General features: G+C 46.5%; 20 protein-coding genes, 1 tRNA gene and 1 riboswitch. Of the genes, 18 read left to right on the forward strand and 3 right to left on the reverse strand.

Annotation, left to right across the window (positions count from 1 at the left end; translation table 11 throughout):
- Window positions 1-256: 256 nt before the first annotated feature.
- From CLV42_RS11345 to argH, 9 genes are all read left to right on the forward strand, one after another.
- Window positions 257-2,338 (forward strand): alpha-L-fucosidase, encoded by a 2,082-nt coding sequence (locus CLV42_RS11345; protein WP_245901614.1) that lies wholly within the window; start codon window positions 257-259, stop codon window positions 2,336-2,338.
- 459 nt (window positions 2,339-2,797) lie between these two features.
- Window positions 2,798-3,607 carry a GNAT family N-acetyltransferase gene (locus CLV42_RS11350; protein ID WP_245901616.1) on the forward strand — a complete coding sequence of 270 codons (810 nt, stop codon included), beginning with the start codon at window positions 2,798-2,800 and terminating at the stop codon, window positions 3,605-3,607.
- A 68-nt stretch (window positions 3,608-3,675) separates the two neighbouring features.
- The gene (locus CLV42_RS11355; protein ID WP_106602039.1) at window positions 3,676-4,875 is read left to right on the forward strand and encodes an argininosuccinate synthase; all 1,200 of its coding nucleotides are present in this window, start codon (window positions 3,676-3,678) and stop codon (window positions 4,873-4,875) included.
- A gap of 24 nt (window positions 4,876-4,899) precedes the next feature.
- Complete coding sequence (argC, locus tag CLV42_RS11360; RefSeq protein ID WP_106602040.1) at window positions 4,900-5,883, forward strand: N-acetyl-gamma-glutamyl-phosphate reductase; 984 nt, start codon at window positions 4,900-4,902, stop codon at window positions 5,881-5,883.
- 65 nt (window positions 5,884-5,948) lie between these two features.
- Entirely contained in the window at window positions 5,949-7,079 is a 1,131-nt protein-coding gene (locus CLV42_RS11365; protein ID WP_106602041.1) for an aspartate aminotransferase family protein, read from the forward strand.
- Window positions 7,080-7,109: 30 nt separating this feature from the next.
- Complete coding sequence (locus CLV42_RS11370; protein ID WP_106602042.1) at window positions 7,110-8,060, forward strand: N-acetylornithine carbamoyltransferase; 951 nt, start codon at window positions 7,110-7,112, stop codon at window positions 8,058-8,060.
- 5 nt (window positions 8,061-8,065) lie between these two features.
- Window positions 8,066-8,854, forward strand: coding sequence for an acetylglutamate kinase (gene argB, locus CLV42_RS11375; protein WP_106602043.1), 789 nt, complete (start codon window positions 8,066-8,068; stop codon window positions 8,852-8,854).
- A 4-nt stretch (window positions 8,855-8,858) separates the two neighbouring features.
- A complete protein-coding gene (locus tag CLV42_RS11380) occupies window positions 8,859-9,923 on the forward strand; it encodes a M20 family metallo-hydrolase (RefSeq protein WP_106602044.1) in 1,065 nt (354 codons plus the stop codon).
- Between the two features lie 2 nt (window positions 9,924-9,925).
- Window positions 9,926-11,257 carry an argininosuccinate lyase gene (argH, locus tag CLV42_RS11385; RefSeq protein ID WP_106602045.1) on the forward strand — a complete coding sequence of 444 codons (1,332 nt, stop codon included), beginning with the start codon at window positions 9,926-9,928 and terminating at the stop codon, window positions 11,255-11,257.
- Between the two features lie 78 nt (window positions 11,258-11,335).
- Here the strand turns inward: argH and CLV42_RS11390 are convergent, their stop codons facing one another.
- Both CLV42_RS11390 and CLV42_RS11395 read right to left on the reverse strand, forming a co-directional pair.
- Window positions 11,336-12,892: a DUF6770 family protein gene (locus tag CLV42_RS11390; RefSeq protein WP_106602046.1), complete on the reverse strand. Its 1,557-nt coding sequence runs from the start codon at window positions 12,890-12,892 to the stop codon at window positions 11,336-11,338.
- A gap of 322 nt (window positions 12,893-13,214) precedes the next feature.
- Window positions 13,215-15,590 carry a TonB-dependent receptor gene (locus CLV42_RS11395; RefSeq protein ID WP_106602047.1) on the reverse strand — a complete coding sequence of 792 codons (2,376 nt, stop codon included), beginning with the start codon at window positions 15,588-15,590 and terminating at the stop codon, window positions 13,215-13,217.
- A 63-nt stretch (window positions 15,591-15,653) separates the two neighbouring features.
- Window positions 15,654-15,746: riboswitch (TPP riboswitch) on the reverse strand.
- Window positions 15,747-15,935: 189 nt separating this feature from the next.
- Between CLV42_RS11395 and CLV42_RS11400 the strand changes: the two genes are divergently transcribed.
- From CLV42_RS11400 to CLV42_RS11420, 5 genes are all read left to right on the forward strand, one after another.
- Complete coding sequence (locus CLV42_RS11400) at window positions 15,936-16,328, forward strand: single-stranded DNA-binding protein (RefSeq protein WP_106602048.1); 393 nt, start codon at window positions 15,936-15,938, stop codon at window positions 16,326-16,328.
- 463 nt (window positions 16,329-16,791) lie between these two features.
- Window positions 16,792-16,863 (forward strand) — tRNA-Met (locus CLV42_RS11405).
- Window positions 16,864-16,938: 75 nt separating this feature from the next.
- Complete coding sequence (era, locus tag CLV42_RS11410) at window positions 16,939-17,808, forward strand: GTPase Era (RefSeq protein ID WP_106602049.1); 870 nt, start codon at window positions 16,939-16,941, stop codon at window positions 17,806-17,808.
- A gap of 12 nt (window positions 17,809-17,820) precedes the next feature.
- A complete protein-coding gene (der, locus tag CLV42_RS11415) occupies window positions 17,821-19,146 on the forward strand; it encodes a ribosome biogenesis GTPase Der (protein WP_106602050.1) in 1,326 nt (441 codons plus the stop codon).
- A gap of 79 nt (window positions 19,147-19,225) precedes the next feature.
- Window positions 19,226-19,444, forward strand: a complete 219-nt coding sequence (locus CLV42_RS11420) for a hypothetical protein (RefSeq protein WP_106602051.1) — start codon at window positions 19,226-19,228, stop codon at window positions 19,442-19,444.
- Window positions 19,445-20,399: 955 nt separating this feature from the next.
- Here CLV42_RS11420 and CLV42_RS11425 read toward each other — a convergent pair.
- Window positions 20,400-22,001 (reverse strand): S41 family peptidase, encoded by a 1,602-nt coding sequence (locus CLV42_RS11425; protein ID WP_106602052.1) that lies wholly within the window; start codon window positions 21,999-22,001, stop codon window positions 20,400-20,402.
- A gap of 104 nt (window positions 22,002-22,105) precedes the next feature.
- Here CLV42_RS11425 and CLV42_RS11430 point away from each other — a divergent pair, with 104 nt between their 5' ends.
- From CLV42_RS11430 to CLV42_RS11445, 4 genes are all read left to right on the forward strand, one after another.
- Window positions 22,106-22,948, forward strand: a complete 843-nt coding sequence (locus CLV42_RS11430; RefSeq protein ID WP_106602053.1) for an N-acetylglucosamine kinase — start codon at window positions 22,106-22,108, stop codon at window positions 22,946-22,948.
- Between the two features lie 15 nt (window positions 22,949-22,963).
- Entirely contained in the window at window positions 22,964-23,776 is an 813-nt protein-coding gene (gene murQ / locus CLV42_RS11435; protein WP_106602054.1) for an N-acetylmuramic acid 6-phosphate etherase, read from the forward strand.
- Window positions 23,777-23,864: 88 nt separating this feature from the next.
- Window positions 23,865-24,428, forward strand: coding sequence for a hypothetical protein (locus tag CLV42_RS11440; protein WP_106602055.1), 564 nt, complete (start codon window positions 23,865-23,867; stop codon window positions 24,426-24,428).
- A gap of 247 nt (window positions 24,429-24,675) precedes the next feature.
- On the forward strand, window positions 24,676-25,353 hold the full coding sequence (locus CLV42_RS11445; protein WP_106602056.1) for a succinate dehydrogenase cytochrome b subunit: 678 nt from the start codon (window positions 24,676-24,678) through the stop codon (window positions 25,351-25,353).
- The last annotated feature ends 8 nt before the right edge of the window (window positions 25,354-25,361 follow it).

The raw sequence follows: 25,361 nt of genomic DNA on the forward strand, positions 1-25,361 counted from the left end.
TGGCCCTGCCGTTGTTTATAAGGCCATTATCCGGCTGATTTTCGTCTGGCAGGAAGAATGTCCGCTGAACCGGTTCTCCTGTATTTTAGCTTTCCCTGCATCAATTTTCTCCTGTTGTATACTTGTCGCTTTATTAAACATTATTTTTAGATGGATACATGATCATCCAGATCGTATCAGGAATAAACAAAACAGGTCGTATCACTACTGATTGCGCCGGAAGCAATTCCGGTTCCACGAAAGACAAACATCAGAGATGAGAAAATTTCTTTTAATGGCGGGGCTTTGCAGCACCCTGGCCACTGTTCATGCGCAGGAAATTGCCCCTTATGGTGCACTGCCATCCAAAGCCCAGGTAGACTGGCAGAACATGGAATACTACATGTTCATCCACCTGGGTCCGAATACTTTTACTGACAATGAATGGGGACATGGGGACGAAGACCCGAAGGTGTTCAATCCTACCCAGCTGGATGCCCGTCAGTGGGCGCGTACCGCGAAACTGGCAGGCATGAAGGCCATCATTATCACCGCTAAACACCACGATGGTTTCTGCCTCTGGCCCAGTAAGTACAGCACCCACACCGTGAGGGAAAGTGCCTGGAAAAACGGGAAGGGCGATGTGTTGAAAGAACTGTCGGCCGCCTGTAAGGAATATGGCCTGAAGTTCGGTGTGTACCTGTCGCCCTGGGACCGTAACCATCCAGCCTACGGCACGCCTGAGTACAACCAGGTATTCTCCAATACGCTGAATGAGGTGCTTAGCAGCTATGGCCCGGTATTCGAACAGTGGTTCGATGGCGCCAACGGCGAAGGTCCGAATGGCAAAAAGCCGGTATATGACTGGGACCTCTTCCACAATACGGTATATAAGAATCAGCCCAATGCGGTCATCTTCAGCGACGTAGGTCCTGGTTGCCGCTGGGTAGGGAATGAAGATGGTATTGCCGGCACTACCAACTGGGCTACGCTGAACGTGAAAGGCTTTACGCCTGGTAAAGGCGCGCCTGCGCAGTCTGTGCTGAACGAAGGGAATATCAATGGTGAGAAATGGATACCGGCAGAATGTGACGTATCTATCCGTCCGGGATGGTTCTACAGCGCTTCTACCAACGATAAGGTAAAGAGCACTCAGCAGCTGCTGGACATCTATTATGGCTCCGTAGGGCGTAATGGCAATATGTTGCTGAACGTACCGGTGGACAGAAGAGGGCTGATCTATTCGGCAGACTCCATTCGCCTGATGGAATTCAAGCGTTTCCGGGATGCGAGCTTTAAAACGAACCTGGCGCTGAAAGCGAAAGTGACCGCTACAGAGACCCGTCAGAACAATACGAAGGTGAAAGCAGCCAACCTGGTAGATGGCAAAGGAGATACCTACTGGGCAACGCCGGATAATGTGCTGAAAGGTACGATCACCCTGACCTTTCCAAAACCAACCTCCTTCAACAGGTTGGTACTGCAGGAATATATTACACTGGGCCAGCGTGTGAAGGCCTTCTCGGTAGAAATCCTGGAGAACGGGGCTTTCAAGGAGATAGCAACCGCTACTACTATCGGTCATAAGCGCATCCTGTCTTTCCCTGATGTAACCACTACGCAGGTGCGTATTAATATACAGGATGCACTGGCTTGTCCGGTGATCAGTGAGGTACAGCTGTACAAAGCACCGGGATTACTGGCAGTGCCTGTTATCCAGCGTAATAAGCAGGGTGAGGTAAGCATTACCTGCTCTTCTCCTGATCCTGAATTGCATTATACGATAGATGGTAAGGAGCCGGGCTATGCTTCTCCTAAATATACGGGCGCCATTTCCCTGCCCGCAGGAGGTGTTGTAAAGGCCAAAGCGTTCCTCGAAAAAGGAAAGAAAGCCAGCGCAACGGTCACCGCGGTGTATGATATCGCTCCTGCAAAATGGAAGGTGACCTTTACTGACGGACAGGCAAAAGGAGCTGATCCGGAAAAGGCGATAGATGGTAATCCGGAGTCTTTCTGGGCTTCTGCGATCCAGCCAGACGTAGCGAAGTATCCTCATGAGATCCAGGTAGACCTGGGAGAGGAGCTGACGTTCAAGGGCTTTACCTATACACCGCGACACCTGACGGAGAAGGCGGGTACCATATATGGGTATGCTTTCTATGTGAGTGAAGATGGAAAGAACTGGGGAGCGCCGGTAGCACAAGGAAACTTTGCCAACATAGCAAACAATCCTGTGACACAAATGGTCAGATTCGGTAAACCGGTGAAGGGACATTTTATAAAGCTGGTGGCAGTTGCTCCCGCCAATGAAAAGGAGCAATGGGCCAGTGTGGCAGAACTGGGCGTTATTACCAGATAAGTAAATTATTGATTTTCAGTAGCTCCCCGTCAAACTGGCGGGGAGTTTTTGTTATATGTATTTTTAAAATCTATGTTGGCCCGTAATTTGCAACTACCTATCTGATAATTTAACGTATCGTCTTTAATTTTTTTAACCGCGAAAAAAAATAATAGTATAACTTTGCGTTTGATTTTTATTAAAGACAGTTTTTAACAATTTAATGCTGAACTGAAGTTGGAAAACTTTGCGGCCCATAACCTTTCTGCATATCATCCTTCTCTGATGGAAGGAGAGTACTCTATTGGGTTCAATGTCTTTAGATATCTTTCCCGACGACCTCGTATTTGATAGCGTCCGCTCACATCATGCACGCTATCGCAACACCGTGATCCTCTCAGTCACACAAAAAGGTGTTTTTTATCCAGCAATGGATTCCAGATTATTAATTTTATTGATTTACGTTTTCAATTGACAAAATTGGAAAATCCGAATATCATTGTCAGGGTTGCTACCGCTGACGATCAACATTATGGCAAAACCATCACTGACGAGATGGAAGCTTCCGCCAAAGCACGTGGTACAGGTATTGCCAAACGTTCTCCCGAGTATGTTCAACTTAAGATGGAGGAAGGAAAAGCCGTTATAGCAGTTACAGATAAAGGCGAATGGGTAGGTTTTTGCTATATAGAAGCCTGGGGACATGAAAAATTTGTGGCCAACTCGGGCCTTATCGTGAATCCTGCCTTCAGGGGACACGGTGTGGCAAAGGCTATCAAACATCGCGTGTTCGAACTGTCAAGGGAGAAATACCCTGACGCCAAAATATTCGGTCTGACTACAGGGCTTGCTGTGATGAAGATCAACTCGGAACTGGGTTACGAGCCGGTAACCTATTCAGAGCTGACTGACGATGACGAGTTCTGGAAAGGATGCCGGAGTTGTGTGAACTTTGACGTGCTGACGAGCAAGAACCGTAAGAACTGTCTCTGTACGGCTATGTTATACGATCCGGTTGAGAAAGCCAAGGAAGAGGCGGAGAAAAAGGAAGCGATGAAAAAGGCCAGCCTGACCATCAGGACCGAGACAGAAGCACATGCTCAGGTACTCGTAGCAGCGAATGGTGAGATGAATCACAAAAAAGCGAGGAAGTTCAAGGAAAACTTCAAGCTGTTCGAAAGATGGCTGCGCTTTAAAAGACACGTGCTGCTGAAGAGTGGAAAGGAAGGTGTTAACACTGGCAGTGCACCAGCTAACAAGAAGAGGTTCTTCCTGTTCAACTTATTTTAAGAGATCATTTTTAATTATAACGCATCGCCCATACAGTCGTGTGGAGAAGGAGCACAATCTTATCATAAATGAAAAAAGTAGTACTTGGATTTAGCGGAGGCCTTGATACTTCCTATTGCGTAAAATACCTGACAGAAGAAAAAGGGTATGAAGTGCATTCAGTTATCATCAATACCGGTGGCTTTTCAGCAGAAGAGCTGCAGGAGATTGAAAAGCGTGCATACAGTCTGGGAGTGAAAAGCCATAAAACGGTAGATGCAGTACGTTCTTATTATGATAGTGCTATCAAATACCTGGTATTTGGTAATGTGTTGAAGAATAACACCTATCCGCTGAGTGTAAGTGCGGAACGTGTTACACAGGCGCTGGTGATTGCACAGCATGTGAAGGAACTGGGTGCTGATGCCGTAGCGCACGGTAGTACCGGCGCTGGTAACGACCAGGTGCGTTTCGATATGATCTTCCATATCATGATCCCCGGTGTTGAGATCATCACGCCGATCCGTGATATGAAACTGAGCCGTGAAGAGGAGATTGCTTACCTGAAAGGTAAGGGTGTGCAGATGAACTTCGAGAAAGCAGCTTATTCTATTAATAAAGGCATCTGGGGTACTTCCGTAGGTGGTAAGGAAACACTGACATCAGACGGGTTCCTGCCTGAGGAGGCATGGCCTACCCAGCTGTCAAAACAAGGTGTTGAAAAGGTATCCCTGCAGTTCGTAAAAGGTGAACTGACCGGCGTGAACGGTAAGACCTTCAGTCATCCGTCAGAAGCTATCCAGCATCTGCAGGAACTGGCTGGTCCGTTTGCTATCGGCCGCGATATCCACGTAGGGGATACCATCATTGGTATCAAAGGCCGTGTGGGTTTTGAAGCCGCTGCACCTGTGATCATCATCAAAGCACACCATGCACTGGAAAAACATGTGTTGACCAAATGGCAGCTGACCTGGAAAGACCAGTTGTCACAGTTCTATGGTAACTGGTTGCATGAAGGACAGGTAATGGACCCTGTAATGCGCGACATCGAAGCCTTCCTGCAGCACAGCCAGGAGCATGTAACTGGTGAAGTATATGTTACCCTGCAGCCTTACCGCTTCCAGGTAACAGGTATCAAATCCGAATATGACCTGATGAGCAGCAAGTTTGGTAAATACGGTGAAATGAACAGTGGCTGGACCGGCGAAGATGTGAGAGGATTCAGCAAAATATTCGGTAACCAGACCATGATCTGGCATCAGATTGCAGAAAGTGTGAAGGACAAATAGCCGGAGGCGCAAAACACAAGAAAAATGGCAAACGACAAAAAAATAAAGGCGGGGATCATTGGAGGAGCAGGGTATGGCGGCGGTGAAATGATCCGTCTTTTATTGAATCATCCCAACGTAGAGATCTCTTATGTAAATAGTCGGAGCAACGCCGGCAATCCCCTGTACGCAGTACATGCCGACCTGCTGGGGGAAACTGAGCTTACCTTTACCGGTGAGATCAGCAGCGATATAGATGTATTGTTCCTGTGTCTCGGACACGGAGAAGCAAAGAAATTCCTGGAAGAAACGGAGATCGCTCCAGCGGTAAAAGTGATTGACCTCAGCCAGGACTTCAGGCTGGGAGAGACTGTGAAAGGAAGGGAGTTCGTATACGGACTGCCTGAAATGCAGCGGGAAAAGATCGTTACTGCCAATAATATTGCTAACCCGGGTTGTTTTGCAACTGGTATCCAGTTAGGATTGTTGCCATTGGCCAAAGCGGGTTTGCTGCAGGAGGTACATACCACCGGTATCACAGGATCCACCGGTGCAGGACAGAGTTTGCAGGCCACTTCCCATTTCACATGGAGGGCCAACAACATCTCCACTTACAAAGTACTGACCCATCAGCATTTAAAAGAAATCCGACGAAGCTTACAGCTGTTGCAGCCCTCCTTTGCCGGCGACGTAAACTTCGTACCGGTACGCGGGGATTTTCCAAGAGGTATCTGGGTAACCTCTTACCTGCAGAGCGATTTGTCGCTTGAAGAAGCGCAGCAGCTGTATAAAGCCTATTACGCAGGACATCCGTTTACACATGTGAGTGATAAACAGATAGACCTGAAGCAGATCGTGAACACCAACAAATGCCTGATCCAGCTGGAAAAGGTAGGAAACAAACTGGTGATCCACTCTATAGAAGACAATCTGCTGAAAGGTGCATCCGGACAGGCCGTACAGAATATGAACCTGATGTTCGGACTGGATGAAACTGCGGGATTAAGGCTGAAGTCTGTTGTATTTTAAACTATGCCCAACCAGGTGCCAATTTTAACAATCTCCCGTGTAGAACGGGAACAATCTGAGCTACGATGCAATTATTTGACGTATATCCCATTAATGATATCACTATAGAGAAAGCTGCGGGTTCCAATGTATGGGATGCGCAGGGCAATAAATATCTTGACCTGTATGGCGGTCATGCGGTAATTTCCATTGGTCATACACATCCTCACTATGTACAACGCTTAACAGATCAGTTACAGAAAGTAGGATTCTATTCCAACTCTATCAAAATACCACTGCAGCAGGAGCTGGCAGAGAAACTGGGTAAGATCTCCGGTAAGGAAGATTACCAGCTGTTCCTCTGTAACTCCGGTGCGGAGGCCAATGAGAATGCGCTGAAACTGGCGTCTTTCCACAATGGAAGGAAGAAAGTGATCGCATTTAGAAAGTCATTCCATGGCAGAACTTCACTGGCAGTAGCCGCTACTGACAATCCGAAGATCGTAGCGCCGGTAAATGAAACGGACAACATCGTATTCCTGCCCTGGCAGGATGAGGCAGCGCTGGAAGCAGCCTTTAAACAATATGAGGTATCTTCTGTTATCATCGAAGGTATTCAGGGCGTAGGCGGTATCCAGGTAGCGAGTGCGTCATTCCTGCAAAAGATCAGAAGCCTTTGTGATGCACATAATGCCGTGTTTATTGCAGATAGCGTGCAGTGTGGTTATGGCAGAAGTGGCAAATTCTACTCTCACGATTTTGCCGGTGTGAATGCAGACATCTACACGATGGCAAAAGGAATGGGTAATGGTTTCCCTATCGGTGGTATTATCATTGCGCCGCATATCAAAGCTTCCTATGGTTTACTGGGTACTACCTTTGGAGGTAATCACCTGGCTTGTGCAGCAGCACTGGCCGTACTGGAAGTGATAGAAAAGGATAACCTGATCGCCAATGCAGCGAAAGTAGGCGGTTACCTGATCGAGCAACTGAAAACATTCCCGCAGGTAAAAGAAGTAAGAGGAAGAGGATTGATGATCGGTATAGACCTGCCTGAATCATTGAGTCATGTAAGGAAAGAACTGTTGTTCAAGCATAAGATCTTTACCGGTGAGGCTAAGCCAAACGTAATAAGACTGCTGCCTTCCCTGGCACTGACCATGGAACACGCAGATCAGTTCCTGACTGCATTCAAACAGGAAGTAGAGAAAAACTAAACAATCATCATTACAGAGCCCATACAGAAAATGAAACAATTTATTTCCGTAGATGATGTGCCAAGTGTCCCGCGGTTAGTGGAGATAGCACTGGAGTACAAAAAACAGCCTTTCAAAGACAACACATTAGGACAGAACAAGACGCTGGGAATGATATTTCTGAACCCCAGTCTGCGAACCCGATTGAGTACGCAGGTGGCGGCGAAGAACCTCGGAATGGAAGTAGTGGTATTTAACATCGATAAGGAAGGCTGGCAGCTGGAAATGAATGATGGCGCTATAATGAATGGAAATACTTCGGAGCACGTGAAAGAAGCTGCAGCCGTAATGGGGCAGTACTTCGACATCATGGCGATCCGTACATTTCCGGGACTGAAAGATAAAGAGTCTGATTATAAGGAGAAATATATCAATCAGTTCATCAAATACGCAGGCGTACCGGTATTGAGCCTGGAAAGCGCTACCCTGCATCCTTTGCAGAGTTTAACAGATGTGATCACCATTAAGGAGCGCTGGCAGCAGCCACGCAAACCGAAGGTGGTAATGACCTGGGCGCCGCACGTAAAACCGTTGCCACAGGCTGTTCCCAACTCCTTTGCACAGTGGATCAATGCCTGGGGTGAAGCCGATTTCGTGATCACACATCCGGAAGGATATGAACTGGACCCGAAATTCACCGGCAATGCGCAGATAGAATACAACCAGGACAAAGCCCTGGAAGGTGCGGATTTTGTGTATGTAAAGAACTGGTCTTCTTATAAAGATTATGGTAAGATCACCTGTACAGATAGTAACTGGATGGTGACCGACGAAAAACTGAAGGGAACCAACCAGGCAAAAGTGATGCACTGTTTGCCGGTAAGAAGGAATGTGGTGATTGCTGATGAAGTGCTGGACGGACCCAATTCCATCGTGATCCCTGAAGCGGCTAACCGTGTATGGGCGGCACAGGCGGTATTAAGCCAGATCTTAAAAGGTTAATTTGTATGATCGATCTCTTTGTAATAAAAGTCGGCGGTAACGTCATCGATAATCCTAAGTTGCTGGAAGAATTCCTCAGGAATTTTGCAGCCATCAAGGGAAAGAAAATACTGATCCATGGGGGTGGCAAAATAGCCACTCGCATGGGAGACAAGCTGGGTATTGAATCAAAATATGTTAATGGCCGCCGTATCACTGATGCGGAGACGATCGACGTAGTGACAATGGTATACGGTGGATTGGTGAATAAACAACTGGTAGCTAAATTACAGGCCAATGGCTGTAATGCGATCGGTATGACAGGCGCTGATGCCAATATCATCCCAGCTGTGAAACGTCCGGTGAAAGAGATCGATTATGGATTTGTAGGAGATATCAACACTGAAGATGTACAGGGTACTTCCCTGAAAGCATTGCTGGAGGCTAACCTGGTGCCTGTATTTGCGCCGCTTACACATGATGGTAAGGGGCAGATGCTGAACACCAATGCAGATACGATTGCTTCATCACTGGCGATAGCCTTGTCAAAGTTTTACAACGTAAGGCTGATCTATTGCTTCGAGAAGAAAGGTGTGCTGCATAGCCCGGACGATGATAATTCTGTTATTACCCTGATAGACCGTATGATCTATGAGGAACTAAAGGCTGATAACGTGCTGACGGACGGTATCCTGCCTAAACTGGAAAATGCTTTCGCAGCTATAGAAAGTGGTGTGGCGGAAGTACTGATTGGTCATGCTGATGACGTACAGAGCAACACCACAGATACAGTAGCGGGTACTTTAATACGCTAAACCTATGTGGAACCAACAGCTGTATGATGATGCAGTAACTTTATTAAAAGGGCTGATCTCCATCCCTTCCCTGAGCAGGGAGGAACAGGGGACTGCCCAACTGATCGCTGATTTTCTGAGAGAGCGGAATATTCCTTATCAGCAGCACCTGAATAATATATGGGCAAAAAATAAACATTTTGACCCTGCAAAGCCCGTTATTGTTTTTAACTCTCACCACGATACTGTAAAACCTAATCCGCAATACACCCGCGACCCTTTTTCTCCCGATGTCGAAGACGGTAAACTATTCGGTCTTGGCAGTAATGACGCAGGCGGATGCCTGGTCAGTCTTATCGCTACTTTTCTGCATTTTTATGATCGTAGCGATATGGCTTACAACATCATTCTTACTGCCACGGCAGAAGAAGAGATCAGTGGTGTAAACGGTATTGAAAGTATCCTGTCACAATTGCCGGCAGTTGATTTTGCGATCGTGGGAGAGCCTACACAAACACAACTGGCTACTGCTGAAAAAGGCCTGATGGTACTGGATTGCACCGTATATGGCAAGGCAGGACATGCTGCGCGCGATGAGGGAGAGAATGCTTTGTACAAAGCATTGCCGGACATAGAATGGTTCAGGACCTATCGCTTCCCAAAAGTGTCTGATACACTTGGGCCTGTGAAGATGAGCGTAACGGTGATCAACACTTCCAACAAAGCACACAATGTGGTACCGGCGGATTGTACTTTTGTCGTGGATGTGCGCGTAACGGAGCAATATACGCTGGAAGAAGTGCTGGACATCATCCGTGCAAATGTGCAATGTGAAGTGAAGCCACGTTCCCTGCGTATGCGTCCTTCAGGTATTCCGATAGATCATCCTTTTGTACAGGGTGGCTTACGTCATGGTAAGACTACCTATGGCTCGCCCACTACATCAGATCAGGCGCTGATACCAGCTACCTCCATCAAGATGGGGCCTGGTGACTCCGCCCGTTCGCATACTGCGGACGAATATATTTACCTGGATGAAGTTCGTCAGGGTATTGATAGTTACATTAAATTACTGGAAGAAATCTTGTAGATATGAAAATCTGGCAAAAGGATAAAACAGCGCTGGCAGAAGTGGACAAGTTCACCGTCGGTAAAGACCGTGAGATGGACGCTTATCTGGCGCCTTTCGATGTGCTGGGCTCCCTGGCACATACGGCCATGCTGGAGAGCATCGGGCTGTTGACAGCAGATGAACTGACGATCCTGCAAAAGGAATTAAAACAGATATATAAAGAAATACAGGAGGGCAATTTTACGCTGGAAGATGGCGTGGAAGATATCCATTCACAGGTAGAACTGATACTCACCCGCAGACTGGGAGAAGTAGGCAAGAAGATCCACAGTGGCCGTTCCCGTAACGACCAGGTACTGGTAGACCTGAAACTGTTCCTCCGTCATGAGCTGGAAGTGCTGGTAGGAGAGGTGAAAACCTTATTCGATCTGCTGCAACAGAAAAGTATTCAATACAAAGATCACCTGATACCTGGTTATACGCATTTGCAGATAGCAATGCCATCTTCCTTCGGATTATGGTTTGGTGCTTATGCGGAAAGCCTGGTAGATGATCTGACTGTTTTACAGGGTGCTTATAAAGTAGTGAATAAAAACCCACTGGGTTCCGCAGCGGGTTATGGTTCTTCCTTCCCGTTGAACCGTACCATGACTACACAGTTACTGGGTTTTGATGACCTGAACTACAATGTGGTGTATGCACAGATGGGACGTGGCAAAACAGAAAAGATCGTTGCCTTTGCACTGGCGGGCATTGCTTCCACAGTGGCGAAAATGGCCATGGACGCCTGTCTGTTCATGAACCAGAACTTTGGTTTTATCAGTTTCCCTGATGAGCTGACCACAGGCTCCAGCATCATGCCTCACAAGAAGAATCCTGATGTGTGGGAACTGATCCGCTCACATGGTAATAAACTGCAGGCATTGCCGAATGAGATCACTATGATGATCACGAACCTGCCCAGCGGTTATCACCGTGACCTGCAGCTGCTGAAGGAAAACCTGTTCCCTGCATTTGGCGTGCTGAAAGATTGTTTGCGTATGGCAGGATTAATGCTGGAGAATATCCGCATCAAAGAAAACATACTCGAAGATGAGAAATACCGTTACCTGTTCAGCGTGGAAGTAGTGAACAAGCTTGTACTGGAAGGGGTGCCTTTCCGTGAAGCCTATAAGCAGGTAGGATTGGATATTGAGAAAGGCAACTTCACACCTGATAAGACCGTGCAACATACGCATGAAGGAAGTATTGGTAATCCAGGGAATGAAGAAGTAAACAGGATGATGGATGAAGTGATCAAAGGTTTTCCTTTCGGAAAGGTAGCAGCAGCAGTAGAGAAGCTGTTGAGTTAAACGAAGGGAGATATACGTTATAAAAGAAGAAGCCTGAAAGTACAATACTTTCAGGCTTCTTCTTTTATAACGTATTTACTAAATAGCCTCGATGGATAACCTCGTGGACTTCTCCTTTTCATCATACTCGGAGACAATGATATGGCCATCCTTTGCTGGATAGATGTTTGTTTTTACCTCATTATTGTTCTTAGCTATTTTCCGCACGATCTTTTTCTCATGGACATTGTAAATAATAATGTCTTTTTCGCCTTTAACAATCAGGAAGGAAGTTTTGGTGTCTGGGTTGGTTAAGGAATAAAAACTGCAGTTGTCAGCGAATTGAAATACCGGCGCCGCATTTTTTCGTTTATATATTTCGGTGCCGATGCTGTCAACATAGCTGATCTTACCATTCTTATCCATTTGCATCAACAGTACATCATCGAAGGAATAGGTGCCGAATGCACCTGTTGCCATCATAACATAGTAAGGGATCAGCAATGGCATTGTTACTATACCGGCAATCAGAGCTCCCTTGTTTTTCTTTGCAGTAAGGCGGCTTCCCAGAAAATAGGTGTTACCCTCAAAGTCTCTGAAAGAAGGGCGTGGCACGATGTGCCCCCGGGCGCTGGTGATGTAACCTTTGGAGGTGATATCATTATCAGTGCTGTCAGCCCAGCAGGAATAAACAGTTTTCACATCTTCTTTATGAGCGCCATTTATATCCATTTTGAAAATGCCTTTGAACGCTCCGTTGTAGATGTCGTATACGTTGCCCTCGCTGTTCTCCTGGAATTTGCCGGCAACAATGCCAGAGATAAATAATTTACCGGTAGCGGGGTCATTCCCAAAGCCGAGAATATCCAGCATGCGTTGTTTTTTATCCCTTAGCGGCAGTTTCAGTGTAGGAGAGTTAGCCGTGCCGCTGTAGCCATAGAGGGTATAACCGCTGCCGTATTCCTCTGCTTTTTGCGTGAGCAGGTAGATATCATCGCCGGCAGTATGCAGATAATAAGTGGCTGCAACTTCTTTCACTTGTCGTTCACCGATCTTTTCACCGGCAGCATTAAAAGTGAGCAAAGATTTTTTAGTCTTGTCACCATAGAAGGCGGCGAAACCCACACCGCTGATATTTTTCAGCTGGATGTCCTGTTTGAACGGACGTATACCTGCTTCGTATTCTTTCAGTGCTACATATAGATCGACGTCAGCCTTCTTTTCGAAGGTTTTCGTAATCTCGCCCTGCAGGTTGATGAACTGCGCGAAGAAAGATACATAGCCTTTCTTCGCTGCTATTTTGTAAGAGATTTTGTGTTTTGCAGTTGTACCTAATACATCACTTTTGATGTAGGTCAGACAGAGGATATCCTGCTCGAAAGCTACACTGCGCAGGTTCAGCTTCTGCTGACTGAACTTCACCTTTCCGATATCGTTCAGGTTTTCATCCATGATAGTGATCTCGTAGTTAAAAGAGTCTTTGCTGGCTTTTTCCAGTTCGGTAAATGTCAGATAGCCTACGAGGCTTCCATCCTGCAGAATGCTGTGCAGGGAAGTAGAAATGCCACTACCCACCTGTTTAAATACCCTGGACTGGGCATTGACATTAGAAACAATAAATAAGGCGTACAGGAATACCAGGAATCTTTTTTTCATTTATAAGTGTTTAAAAGTGCAACTACGTGGTGTAGGTTTGAATTTTGTGACGTACAAGGCCCGTACCGGTCTGAAAGGTGATTTGCTATGAATTGCAGGGCATTATGTTTGATGCGCTGCCAGATAGTGTGAACAGTGATGGTCATGGATAACCAGGTATAAGTCTCATGCAATGTCCCCTCGAAGGTATAGGTGTGATTTTCAGGCAATATAAGAAAAAATAATACTATATAGGCGGATTCATTTTCGGGACTACAAACTATTGGAAATAAAAAGGGCCGTCCACCAACGGCGGACAGCCCTTTTCCTGTTCTAAGCTATTTTAGAAGGCTATATTGACGCCGGCGAAGAAATTGGTGCCAGCCATCGGATAGTATCCGTTCGTCGATTTTTCGGCCCCATCCTCTTTATATGCGTAAGTCCATCCGTTGGGTGAATACTTCTTGTTCCAGATATTGTTCAGCATAAACTGTACACCGAGTTCTTTGAATAGCGGCTGCGGAATGACATAGTTAATGCGAAGATCGTTGGTATAGTAACCGTCCAGGCTACGTGCTTTTGTACTGGTATTATCCAGATACTGCCTGCTTACATATTTGCCCAGGAGGCTTATTTCCAGGTTCCTGATCGGTCTGGCTGTTAATGTATAACCGCCTACAAAAGAAGGAGAGAAGGCAATATTGCTGTTGTTGTAAGTGACTGTATCCTGCAGGCCGGTGTTGTAGTTATCAACGAAATTCCTGAAGTCTTTTACCTTATTACGGCTCAGGGCAGCGTTGGCCGACAGGGTGAAGAGGCGGCCCAGTCTTGTGCTAGCCTGCAGCTCTACGCCGGCACGGTAGCTTTTCGGAATATTGGTGCGGGTATAAGCGCCTACATCATTCAGCTGACCGGTTTGCACCAGCTGGTTTTTATAGTTCATGTAGTAGGCATTGGCATGTAATACCAGGTTGCCGCTGCGGTAGGAATATCCTGCCTCGATATCACGCAGTGTTTCGTGTTTAGGTGTATTGTTCACTCCAGCTTCGAAGTCATCGCGGTTAGGTTCTTTATTGCCCACTGCAAAGGACGCATATACTTCCTGGTGGCCGTCTACTGTATAGGAAATACCTGCTTTCGGATTAAAGAAGTTATAGTCGTTGTGTTGTATCAGGTGAGGATTATCATCAAACCCATCGATATTGTATTTCACCGTACGGTATTGCAGATCAGCAAACAGGCGGAGGGCAGTTGTGAGTTTGTATTCGCCTTTCCAGTAGATGTTGAGATCGCGTTTAAAAGCGTCGTTGTCGTAATACTTGTGATCTTTGTCTATCGCATATTGCGCCCAGATGATCTTACCATAGTGACTGCCTTCATAGCGATTCCAGCCACCACCCAGGCTCCAGTTAAGGTGAGTGCCTTTATAGTTCACAGAGAAGATACCACCGTAGAAATGGTTGTCCAGCCAGAGTTGTCTGATGAGATCTGTTTTTGTTACAGGTGCCCCGTTGATCACAGGATCAGCAATGCCATAGTCGGCAAATGCTTGTGCTTCCTTGTATTGCTCATAATAACCTCTACCGCGGGTGTAGTGTGCCGCAACGTTGAAATCGAGCCTGGAGTTAAGAGATTGGTTCAGGAACAACTGATAGTGATCCTGTTGGTAGTTATCTGTTTCATTATCGTAGTAAGAACCATCGGAACGTTGTCCGGCAGAGTTGTATGTACGATGTGTTTTCAGTGAATCAAAGGGTACACCGTTCCATGCCTGGTAGGTCTTTTCCTTGCCGGAAAACACGTTGAGGCGGATAGCGGTATTTTTGGAAATATAGGCAGCAGATGTATAGAAAGAGCGCAGATCGGAGGATGCGCGGTCTATATAACCATCTGAAGAGATCTTAGACAGTCTGGCGTCAATGGTGAAGTGGTCATTGATCAAACCTGAACCTGCTTTCACTGTATGTTTCCAGGAGTTGAAGGAACCGTAGCTGTTGCTGATCTCACCATAGGCTTTATCCCTGAAATCGTTGGTGCTGAGGTTCAGCGAAGCACCGAAAGCACCAGCCCCATTGGTAGAGGTACCTACACCTCGTTGCAGCTGAATGCTGCTGACAGAAGACGCAAAGTCGGGCATGTTCACGAAGAAAGTACCCTGTGACTCTGCATCATTGATAGGGATACCATTTGCAGTGACATTGATACGGGTGATATCAGAACCTCTCACGCGGATGCCAGTATAACCGATACCTGTTCCGGCATCGGAGTTGGTAACCACACCTGGTTGCTGATTCAGCAGCAGTGGCAGGTCCTGTCCGAGATTCTGTCTTTTGATGTCTTCAGCAGTTACGGTCGACTGTGTGAAAGGCGAGTGTTCACCTGCACGCAGACTGGTGATCTCCACGGGCTTCACAAAGAGGCCGGTTTCTTCCAGGGAGATATCTGTCTGAATGCTGCTGCCGTTGGCGCTGATATTCGTCGTAAATGTCTTAAAACCAAGATAAGCGGCTTGTAGGCTATAGTGACCTTTTGAAGGGATGGTAAAGCGGTATTGGCCGCTTTCATTGGTATAAACACCGGTATTGGAGGAAGGGATACTTACAGAAACTCCCGGCAGTGGTTTGCCACTGTTCTTGTCAGTCACTGTTCCTGTCAGCACAGTTTGCGCGTGTACAGTACTTAAGCTGCATAGCAGCAAAAGAAATAAAAGTTGTCTCATGGACGTTGACGGTTTAATAGCTTACAATCTGTAGCTTTCTTTCAATAATATTGGGTAAGGAAGAGATTGTTCGCTTACCTTTCCTAAACAGCATTACCTGGTCAGGTTCAACGGGTCTGATCTCAGCCTGATAGTAAGGCACCCCGAGGTGAAACAAGGGAGTTTTGAATGCTAATTGCGCCAGTACGCACTCCTGTTTCCGGGAACAAAGTTATAGCTGCGGAGATTAAAAAGAGAAAATATTTTTCACAATGACAGAAAATGTATAATTTCCATTCATTATACATCTCACTCAAATTGAATCCTCCCTGAACTTTTTTTAGTGTTAACCAAATTGAATCTGTAATGATCAGACTACAGTTAATCGGGCATCTTGGACAAGATGCAGTTCAGCGGCATGTAAATGGCAAGTCCGTACTCAGCTTTCGTATGGCTCATTCTGAGCGGTACACAAACAAGGATGGTGTATTGCAGGAAAAGACCATCTGGGTAGATTGTTCCCTGTGGGATCGCGAAAAAGTGGGTCCTTATCTCACCAGGGGCACACAGGTATTTGTAGATGGCACGCCTTCTGTGGAGGTATATGTGAACAATCAGGGGGAGCAGGTGGCATCACTTCGATTGCGGATCTCCGCTTTAAAGTTACTTAACAGGCCGCGTGGAAGCGGCGGAAAGGAGCTGGAAGGGGAGGAAGTGGCAACTGATAATGCAGATGTTGCCGATGATCTGCCTTTTTAGGACTGCATGTTGGTAGTGCGGCAGCGTTGACTGTTTTCCGGTTTATGGTGACTGGTAAATGTCAGCATACTGATAGCAGCGAACGTGATGGTCGCGGCTGCTGTACACGGACCTGTTTTCTCCGACAGAAGGAAGTTGGTAACATTTCCCCTGGTTGCGTAGCAATAACAGAAAGGATTGAAGCATTCCATTTGGAGCAACCAGGCGTGTGCAGCAGTACCTGCAACAGTGCCGGACGTGGTCGCTAGAGCCTGTTAAAATACTTTCTCATCTAAAATAACCGGATGAGCAATATTTTAATAGCAGTAGCAGACCTGACAGTCGAAGCATGTTGTAATACTTTGCTGTACTGCCTTTCATGTAAATGGGAAAGATGAATGCTGCAGTTTTTTTACCATCTTTTTCGGATTTTCCTAAAAAAGATTTGGCTGGAATGATTTTAATCCTATCTTTGCACCCTCATTGCGAGGTAGAGCAGAGGTAGCTCGTCGGGCTCATAACCCGAAGGTCAGGGGTTCGAATCCTCTCCTCGCTACAAAAAATCAAAGCAAAAAAAGGCCGAAGTGATTCGGCTTTTTTTATTTCAGGAAGTTAAGGAAATTCGTTGTGCATGCATAAAGCTGGTTTCGTCAATATCTTCGGTAAGGCAAATGCAGGGAAAAGTACCCTGATGAACGCGCTGGTGGGCGAGAAGCTCGCTATTGTATCTCCGAAGGTACAAACGACCAGACACCGCATTACGGGAGTGGTCACTACACCGGAGTACCAGATCGTATTCTCTGATACCCCGGGTATTATTGATCCCCGTTACCGGCTGCACGAAAAGATGATGGGTGCTGTGAAATCAGCGCTGGAAGATGCCGATGTTGCCATGTTGCTCATGGATGCCAAGGATAATCTGGAAGAGAACCTGGAGCTGTTCGGGTCCTTGAAACTGAAAGCCCGCAGCATACTGGTGATCAACAAATCGGATCTCCTGCTGAAAGAGGAGCTGGATGTACTGGTAAAGAAATGTGAGGAGTGGGGAAAAGCGGAAAAAGTGGTAGTGATCTCTGCCATGCAGAAAAAAGGTATTCCTGCATTGCTGGAAACTGTGGTAGCGATGCTCCCCGAAAGCGACCCCTTCTATCCGGAAGACACGTTAACCGATAAGTCTACACGTTTCTTTGTAGCAGAGATCATCCGGGAAAAGATATTTCACCTGTTTGACGAAGAGATCCCTTATCATACTGCGGTAATTGTTACACAGTACCAGGAGAAAAATACACTGATCAAGATCTCGGCAGAGATCATTGTGACGCGTGAGACGCAGAAAGCGATCATCCTGGGTGATAAAGGGGCTTCCATTAAAAAGATCGGTACGCTGGCCCGCCAGGATATCGAGAAATTTGTGGGTCAGAAAGTTTTCCTTGAACTATTTGTGAAAGTGCGCAGCAAGTGGCGGGATAATGATATTTATTTAAGGGAATACGGTTATTAATTTTTAATTTTTATGGCAGGATTTACAGTAGCAATCGTCGGTCGTCCAAATGTGGGTAAATCTACCCTGTTCAACCGTTTGCTGGAGCAGCGTAAAGCCATCGTCGATGACGTGAGCGGCGTTACGCGTGACAGGCAATATGGTGTTGCGGACTGGAACGGGAAATCGTTCAACGTGATTGATACCGGTGGTTTTGTATCCAGAAGTGAAGATATCTTTGAGCGTGAGATACGCAAGCAGGTAAAAATAGCGATGGAGGAGGCTAACCTTCTCCTGTTCATGTGTGATGTAGCTACAGGTATTACTGACCTGGATGCGGATATGGCAGATATGCTGCGCCGCTCTTCCAAACCGGTGATACTGGTAGTGAATAAAGTGGACAACAATACCCGTCAGCTGGAAGCAACAGAGTTCTACAGTCTTGGGTTTGAAAACATATTTTTCATGTCTTCTATGAGTGGTAGTGGCAGTGGTGAATTACTTGATGAAATCACCAGCAAGATCCCGGAAGATGATGAAACGCTGGAAGCAGCGCAGGAAGCGGCAGAACTGCCGAAGATCGCGATCATCGGTCAGCCAAATGTGGGTAAATCATCCCTCCTGAATGCCCTGATCGGGGAAGAGCGGAACATTGTATCCGACATTCCCGGCACTACACGCGATACGATTCACACCCACTATAAAATGTTCCAGAAGGACTTCGTTTTGATCGATACTGCCGGTTTGCGCCGTAAGAACAAAGTACAGGAAGACCTGGAATTTTATTCCGTGATCCGGGCCATCAAGGCGATGGATGAAGCAGATGTCTGTCTGCTGTTGCTCGATGCCGCCAAAGGCATCACTGCACAGGACCTGAGCATTTTCAGCCTGGCAGGCCGCAAGGGGAAAGGACTTGTAGTATTGGTGAATAAGTGGGACCTGATCGAAGATAAGGGTACCAACACGGCAAGGGACTATGAAAAAGACCTGAAAAGCCGTCTGGCGCCATTCTCTGATGTACCGATCATATTCACCTCTGTTTTAGAGAAACAACGTATTTTCAAGGCGATAGAAGAGGCGCTGCGTGTATATGATAACCGTAAGCGTAAAGTGCAGACATCGAAATTGAATGAGGTGATGTTGAAGGCGATCGAGAATTTCCATCCACCGGTAGTGAGAGGTATTCCTATCAAAATCAAGTATGTAACGCAGCTTCCGACGTATACACCGGCATTTGCGTTCTTCTGTAACCTGCCGGATGATGTGAAGCAACCGTACAGAAACTACCTTGAAAATCAGCTCCGTAGCAACTTTGATTTTGAAGGTGTGCCATTGAAACTGTTCTTCAGGAAGAAATAAAGGTAAAAATTTGTTATAGGTATTGTTCTATAATTAAAAATAACTATACCTTTGCGCATCTTTAAAAACAAACTAAAGCATGAAAAAATTATTCTTCTTCGCAGTTGCTGCTGGCATGTTCTTCGTAGCTTGCAACGGTGGTGCTTCTACTACAACTGCAGATTCTACTGCTACTCCAGCTGTTGATACAGTTGCTGCTACTCCAGCTGTTGATTCTGCTGCTGTTACTACAGATTCTACTGCTGCTCCAGTTGCTGATTCAGCTGCTGCTGCTCCTGCTGCAGAAGCAAAACACTAATCTGTTTTGTAAGAATTTATTTGCCGTCTCGTGTAAACGAGGCGGTTTTTTTTTGCCCTATTCTCAAAGGTTTTTTAGTGAGTTCTTCTTATAGCGTGTGGCTGCATGTCAAAGGAGAGGTAGTAATCTTCAGGCTGGGATTTCCTTTATGCTTTGAGCGTTCCGTTCATATTTGGGTGCTATATTTTATGGCGGTGAGCAGTATCGCGGTCTTCAGGCTGGGATCACTGGCTTAGTTCTTTGAAGCTGCGTGCTATTAAGCTTTTGGAATCGTATGGGCTTTTGAATATGAATTAAACCCCTATCAATCGTGTGAGCTTAGCTTCAAACAACTTATGCCAGTGATTCCCACCTGAAACCGCTATGCTTTGAGAGTTCCGCTTATAAATTGAGCTCTGTAATACCGGGCCGAAATATTTGGTTTTAACGCATTGAGGCAACTACATAATCATACACAATCATACACAATCATACACAATCATACATAATCATACATAATCATACATAATCATACATAGTCATACATAGTCATACATAATTCTTGAATGCCGCTATTATACAGTGTTATCAGCATTTCACATCGTCGTTCTGAAAAGTCGGACACATGATATTATCGTAGGGCAGCGGAAGTAGCAAGCGGTTCCAGATGGGAATGGCGGGCCTTCGGCTCTCGGGTGACACGACAGATGCTGCTCAATGTATATTCAACCCCTATTCGCTTGACAATGCTAAATAGCATTCCAGAGAGGCGCCGACCGCCATCCCATACTGGAACCGAAGCTACTTAGCGTAAAGCATACTGGAACCGAAGCTACTTAGCGTAAAGCATACTGGAACCGAAGCTACTTAGCGTAAAGCATACTGGAACCGAAGCTACTTAGCGTAAAATAAAAGCCCCAAAAAAAAGCCATCCGGAGTATATCCAGATGGCTTCCAAATAGCTATTAACGCTCAATTATTTCTTCTCCAACACCTGCAACGCCTTCTTCATCATATCATCCTCTTTATTCAGCGACTCATAGAACCCCGCATAACTCCACATCTGCCTCGCCAACAAAGCCTTCAAACGCGTCCTGATCTCGGTCTCATCATGTGCATTGATTGATTCTACACCACGCACACTGTCCTTTGCAGCAAAAGCTTTATAAGCGTTATAAAGTTCATTGCTCACATGGTACTGATTACTGAACTGAGTAGCATCCTTATACTGTTTGAACTCGTCTTTATGGCTGGTATAGTACTGATAAGCAAAGTTGCTGAAAGTACTACGGGAATACATGTTGGTCAGCACATTAGAGAAGCGGCTGGTATCAAAAGGAATGAAGACATCGGGCGTGATGCCACCACCGCCGTATACAACGCGGCCACTGGCAGTTTTGAATTGCAGGGTGTCATTAGGACGGATACTGTCACGGTTGACGAATTCACCATGATTGAAACGGTTCAGAATATCTTCATCATAAGCTTCACGACCATTGGCGTAGGACTTCTGGATGCTTCTGCCGGAATTGAGGTAGTAGCGTGCTACTGTCAGACGGAGGGCACCGCCATTACTGAGGTCAAACTGTTCCTGCACCAGGCCCTTTCCAAAAGTACGGCGGCCGATGATGGTACCGCGGTCCCATTCCTGTATAGCGCCCGCCAGGATCTCGCTCGCGCTGGCAGAACCTTCATCTGTGAGGACCGCCAGTTCCCCTTTCTCGAACAGACCTGGCTTTTCACAGCGGTAGTCTGAACGTGGGTAGCTTTTCCCTTTGGTATATACGATCAGTTTGTTGTCGTCGAGTAGTTCGTCGGCAATACGGGTGGCAGCATCCAGGTAGCCACCGGGATTCTGACGGAGGTCGATCACCAGTTTGGTCATGCCTGCCTTAGTCAGTTTGCGTAGCGCATCCATGAACTCCTGGTAGGTGGTGCCGGAGAACTTGCTGATCTTGATGTAGCCAACCCCGGGCGCCGCTATGTAGCTGGCATCGATACTATAAAGAGGAATGTCGCCGCGGATGATCTGAACGGGGACCATTTTCTGCTGACGTAACATAGTGACAGTCACTTTAGAGTCTTTCGGACCGCGCAGCATTTTACGGATCTTGTCGCCGGAAATGCTATTGCCCGCCACGAGAGAGTCGTTCACTTTGATGATCTTGTCGCCGGATTGTACGCCGGCTGTCTCTGAAGGACCTCCGGGAACTACGGAAACAACATTCACGGTATCAGCTATAATGTTGAATTCCACACCGATACCGGAGAAGTGACCTTCCAGGTCTTCGTTCACGGTTTGCAGGTTGGACGGCGGAATATAGATGGAATGAGGATCCAGGTGGCTAAGCAGGCCTTCAATGGCCTCCTGTTGGAGATCCGCTACCTGTAAGGTATCAACGTATTTTATTTTTAGCAGGTCCATGACTTCCTGCAATGGTGCACGCCCTGCCCGGCTGAATAGTAACGTTTGCGCCCCTGTGTTAGCTCCTGGCATTTTATGACCCAGATACATTCCCAAAGCAAGCACTATTGCAAATAAGAGAGGTAAAAAAACATTCAGTTTCCTGTTCGACATAATGACATATTGAAAACAGCTGCAAGGTAGCTTGTATCTTGTCGCTATTTATTTAACTTGTGGCAAAAATAGTATATTAAACCTCAACCTTCAACGGATGTGTCATGAAAGTACAGCTAATTGCAGATTGTGGATCGACTAAGGCTGACTGGTGCCTGCTCGGTGCCGGAGCGCCCGCGCGTTATCAGACATCCGGGATCAGTCCTTTTTTCCTGAATGCACAACAGATACAGGAGTTGCTGGAGAAAGAGCTACTGCCTCAGTTGCCACCTGATATCCAGATAGACGAGATACATTATTACGGGACTGGCTGTTTACAGCGGAAGAGCGTGGAGATTGTGGAGTCGGCTTTACAGGCGGTGTGGCCTATCGCATCCTTCGAAGTGAACCACGATATGATGGGAGCCGCCAGAGCGCTGTGCGGAAAGGAGCCTGGCGTAGCCAGTATCCTGGGTACAGGGTCCAATTCCTGTTTTTTCGACGGCACTACCATCAGAAAGAATAATCCGGGACTGGGATACGTATTGGGAGATGAGGGCAGTGGCGCCTTCCTGGGTAAAAAGCTATTGCAGTACTACCTGTACAATTCCTTCGACGAAGACCTGAAAAGCCGTTTTGACGCCCAGTATAATACCAGTCATGAGGAAATACTGGAAAATGTGTACCGCAGACCTTTCCCGAACCGCTATCTGGCTGGTTTTGCGAAATTCCTGGGCGAGAACCGGGGGCATTTTATTATCGAGAACATCCTGGAAGACAGCTTAAACGAATTCTTCTTTAGCCATATTTATAAATACAGCGAAAGCTGGACGCACCCGCTGCACTTTACCGGAAGTATTGCCTGGAATTTCAGGGATATCCTGCAGGAGTTATGTGAACTGTACGAACTGCAGCTGGGCCGGATATTGCGCAGCCCTATGGAAGGACTGATGGCATATCATCAATAAACAAATACACAACAAATGTCCTTTGAGAGAGTAACAGAGCAAGCGTCACACTACCGCCACCTGGAGCAAATGAGTGTGCAGGAGATCCTCACCAATATTAATCAGGAAGATACCACCGTGCCCCAGGCTGTAGCCAGGGCTTTACCTCAGATAGAAAAGCTGGTGACCGCTATCGCCGACAAAATGCTGGCCGGCGGCAGGTTGTTTTACCTGGGCGCAGGTACCAGCGGACGTTTAGGCATTGTTGATGCGTCTGAATGCCCGCCTACCTTTGGGGTGCCTCATGGGCTGGTGATAGGGCTGATAGCCGGAGGGGATGCAGCCATCCGTAAAGCGGTGGAGTTTGCAGAAGATGACAGGGAACAGGGCTGGAAAGATCTGCAGGAATGTAATATCACAGAAAAAGATGTGGTAGTAGGTATTGCGGCGAGCGGCACCACCCCTTATGTGATCGGCGCCCTCAATAAATGCCGTAAGGAAGGGATTGTAACGGGCAGCATCTGCTGTAATCCCGGAGCGCCCCTGTCGGCCGAGGCAGACTTTCCGATAGAGGTGGTGGTAGGACCGGAATTTGTTACCGGCAGCACCCGTATGAAAAGTGGTACTGCGCAGAAGCTGGTTCTTAATATGATCTCTACTGCCGTGATGATCCAGCTGGGCAGGGTAGAGGATAATAAGATGGTGAACATGCAGCTGAGCAATGACAAGCTGGTAGACAGAGGGGTGAAGATGCTGATGGAGAAATTATCCCTGACAGATTACGAAAAGGCAAAAGAGTTATTGCTGAAAGCCGGCAGCGTCAGAAAGGCCATTGAGGACTATGTATAGTTACAACTTTTTCCAGAAATGGAACGTTTCTCTTTTTTGAAATTTCCACCGAAATTTGTAGAAACGAACATTTTAGAGTTAGAGTGACATGCACGATATAGAACCTTTTTATAACTGGCGCCACTTATATACAGCAGAGGATGATGAGCTATCCCCGTTCTATGGCAGGGAATATAGTGAGTTCACTTACTCCAATACTGTATATAATTATTATGTACACCCACAGTGGGATGAATTCGGCTCCCGTAATCTGTATCTGAAGGTACTTTTTGCCGATTACGAATTCAACTATGCCATTATTGAAGTACTGGGAGAATGGAACGACTGTCTGGAGAATGATATTATGGTATTGAAACGTGATGTCATCGATGTGATGATTGCCAGTAAGATCAATAAGTTCATCCTTATCACGGAAAATGTGATGAATTTTCATTCATCTGACGATAGCTACTATGAAGAATGGTGGGATGACATCCGTGATGACGGAGGATGGATTGTGAGCCTGAATATGCCGGTACAGACGCGGCAGGAATTTGAGAAAGCCCATCTGGATAATTACGTACATCTTCTGAACAATGAGAAATGGCGTACTTACCAGCCGCAACATCTTTATTCCATTATTGATAACGTTATGATGCGCCGCCTCGAGTAGGGCGGAACAAATTCCACGTTTCTTTGTTTATTCCCGTAAATGAACAGCCTGTCTCCCTACTAACCGACAGGTAAGGGGCATTTGTCCTTTAATGAACCGGGGCTTGCCGCTGAAACAATGAATTGGCGCTCAGTACAAAGCAAAAACTGAGAAATATCATTTGGTTTTAATTTTTCCTGCGCTAAATTTGCGCGATATATTCGAAATATTATCATATCATCTTTTAAGGAAGCTTAGAATTTAACTTATGAAGTGGTCACAGTTCTTTAATACCTCTATCGGTAAAAAATTATTAGTGGGTGCTACCGGTCTCTTTCTGTGTAGTTTTGTTATAGTGCACCTGGCTGGTAATCTCGCGTTACTCAAAGACGATGGGGGCGAAGCTTTTAACATCTATGCCGCATTCATGAGTCACAACGCCTTAATCCAGTTCTTAGCCTGGGGTTTGAAGGTCGTTATTTTGATCCACGCTATTCTTGCTTTACAGCTTACTTTCCGCAACAGGGCTGCCCGTCCGGTAAAGTATGCGATCAATCCAGGTAACCAGACTTCATCCTGGTTCAGCCGTCAGATGGCTATCATGGGTAGCATCCTGCTGATCTTCCTGCTCATTCACCTGAAAGATTTCTGGTTCCAGATGCACTATGGGTCACTGGAGTCCGTGAGCTATAAAGGTGAGGAATACAAGAACCTTTATCTTGCGGCGCAGTTGGCATTCAAGGAATTATGGCTGGTGATACTCTATGTGATCGGTATGATCGGTCTTTCTTTCCACCTGGTACACGGGTTTAAAAGCGCCTTCCAGACATTCGGCCTGAATCACGTTAAGTACAATGGCCTTATCAATTTCGTAGGTGTTTGGTTGTTCGGGATCCTGATTCCTATTGGCTTTGCTATCATTCCCGTGGTTATATATTTCAAATAAACTCAGTA

It is taken from the genome of Chitinophaga ginsengisoli (assembly GCF_003014595.1).
Classification (GTDB): Bacteria; Bacteroidota; Bacteroidia; order Chitinophagales; family Chitinophagaceae; genus Chitinophaga; species Chitinophaga ginsengisoli.

Excerpts from the sequence above, each read along its gene's own strand:
- CLV42_RS11345 (WP_245901614.1), top strand. The coding sequence starts at position 257 with ATGAGAAAATTTCTTTTAATGGCGGGGCTTTGCAGCACCCTGGCCACT.
- CLV42_RS11395 (WP_106602047.1), bottom strand. The coding sequence starts at position 15,590 with ATGAGACAACTTTTATTTCTTTTGCTGCTATGCAGCTTAAGTACTGTA.
- CLV42_RS11390 (WP_106602046.1), bottom strand. The coding sequence starts at position 12,892 with ATGAAAAAAAGATTCCTGGTATTCCTGTACGCCTTATTTATTGTTTCT.
- CLV42_RS11445 (WP_106602056.1), top strand. The coding sequence starts at position 24,676 with ATGAAGTGGTCACAGTTCTTTAATACCTCTATCGGTAAAAAATTATTA.
- argB (WP_106602043.1), top strand. The coding sequence starts at position 8,066 with ATGATCGATCTCTTTGTAATAAAAGTCGGCGGTAACGTCATCGATAAT.
- argC (WP_106602040.1), top strand. The coding sequence starts at position 4,900 with ATGGCAAACGACAAAAAAATAAAGGCGGGGATCATTGGAGGAGCAGGG.
- CLV42_RS11420 (WP_106602051.1), top strand. The coding sequence starts at position 19,226 with ATGAAAAAATTATTCTTCTTCGCAGTTGCTGCTGGCATGTTCTTCGTA.
- era (WP_106602049.1), top strand. The coding sequence starts at position 16,939 with ATGCATAAAGCTGGTTTCGTCAATATCTTCGGTAAGGCAAATGCAGGG.
- argH (WP_106602045.1), top strand. The coding sequence starts at position 9,926 with ATGAAAATCTGGCAAAAGGATAAAACAGCGCTGGCAGAAGTGGACAAG.
- CLV42_RS11355 (WP_106602039.1), top strand. The coding sequence starts at position 3,676 with ATGAAAAAAGTAGTACTTGGATTTAGCGGAGGCCTTGATACTTCCTAT.
- murQ (WP_106602054.1), top strand. The coding sequence starts at position 22,964 with ATGTCCTTTGAGAGAGTAACAGAGCAAGCGTCACACTACCGCCACCTG.
- CLV42_RS11400 (WP_106602048.1), top strand. The coding sequence starts at position 15,936 with ATGATCAGACTACAGTTAATCGGGCATCTTGGACAAGATGCAGTTCAG.
- CLV42_RS11365 (WP_106602041.1), top strand. The coding sequence starts at position 5,949 with ATGCAATTATTTGACGTATATCCCATTAATGATATCACTATAGAGAAA.
- CLV42_RS11425 (WP_106602052.1), bottom strand. The coding sequence starts at position 22,001 with ATGTCGAACAGGAAACTGAATGTTTTTTTACCTCTCTTATTTGCAATA.
- CLV42_RS11440 (WP_106602055.1), top strand. The coding sequence starts at position 23,865 with ATGCACGATATAGAACCTTTTTATAACTGGCGCCACTTATATACAGCA.
- CLV42_RS11380 (WP_106602044.1), top strand. The coding sequence starts at position 8,859 with ATGTGGAACCAACAGCTGTATGATGATGCAGTAACTTTATTAAAAGGG.
- CLV42_RS11430 (WP_106602053.1), top strand. The coding sequence starts at position 22,106 with ATGAAAGTACAGCTAATTGCAGATTGTGGATCGACTAAGGCTGACTGG.
- CLV42_RS11370 (WP_106602042.1), top strand. The coding sequence starts at position 7,110 with ATGAAACAATTTATTTCCGTAGATGATGTGCCAAGTGTCCCGCGGTTA.
- der (WP_106602050.1), top strand. The coding sequence starts at position 17,821 with ATGGCAGGATTTACAGTAGCAATCGTCGGTCGTCCAAATGTGGGTAAA.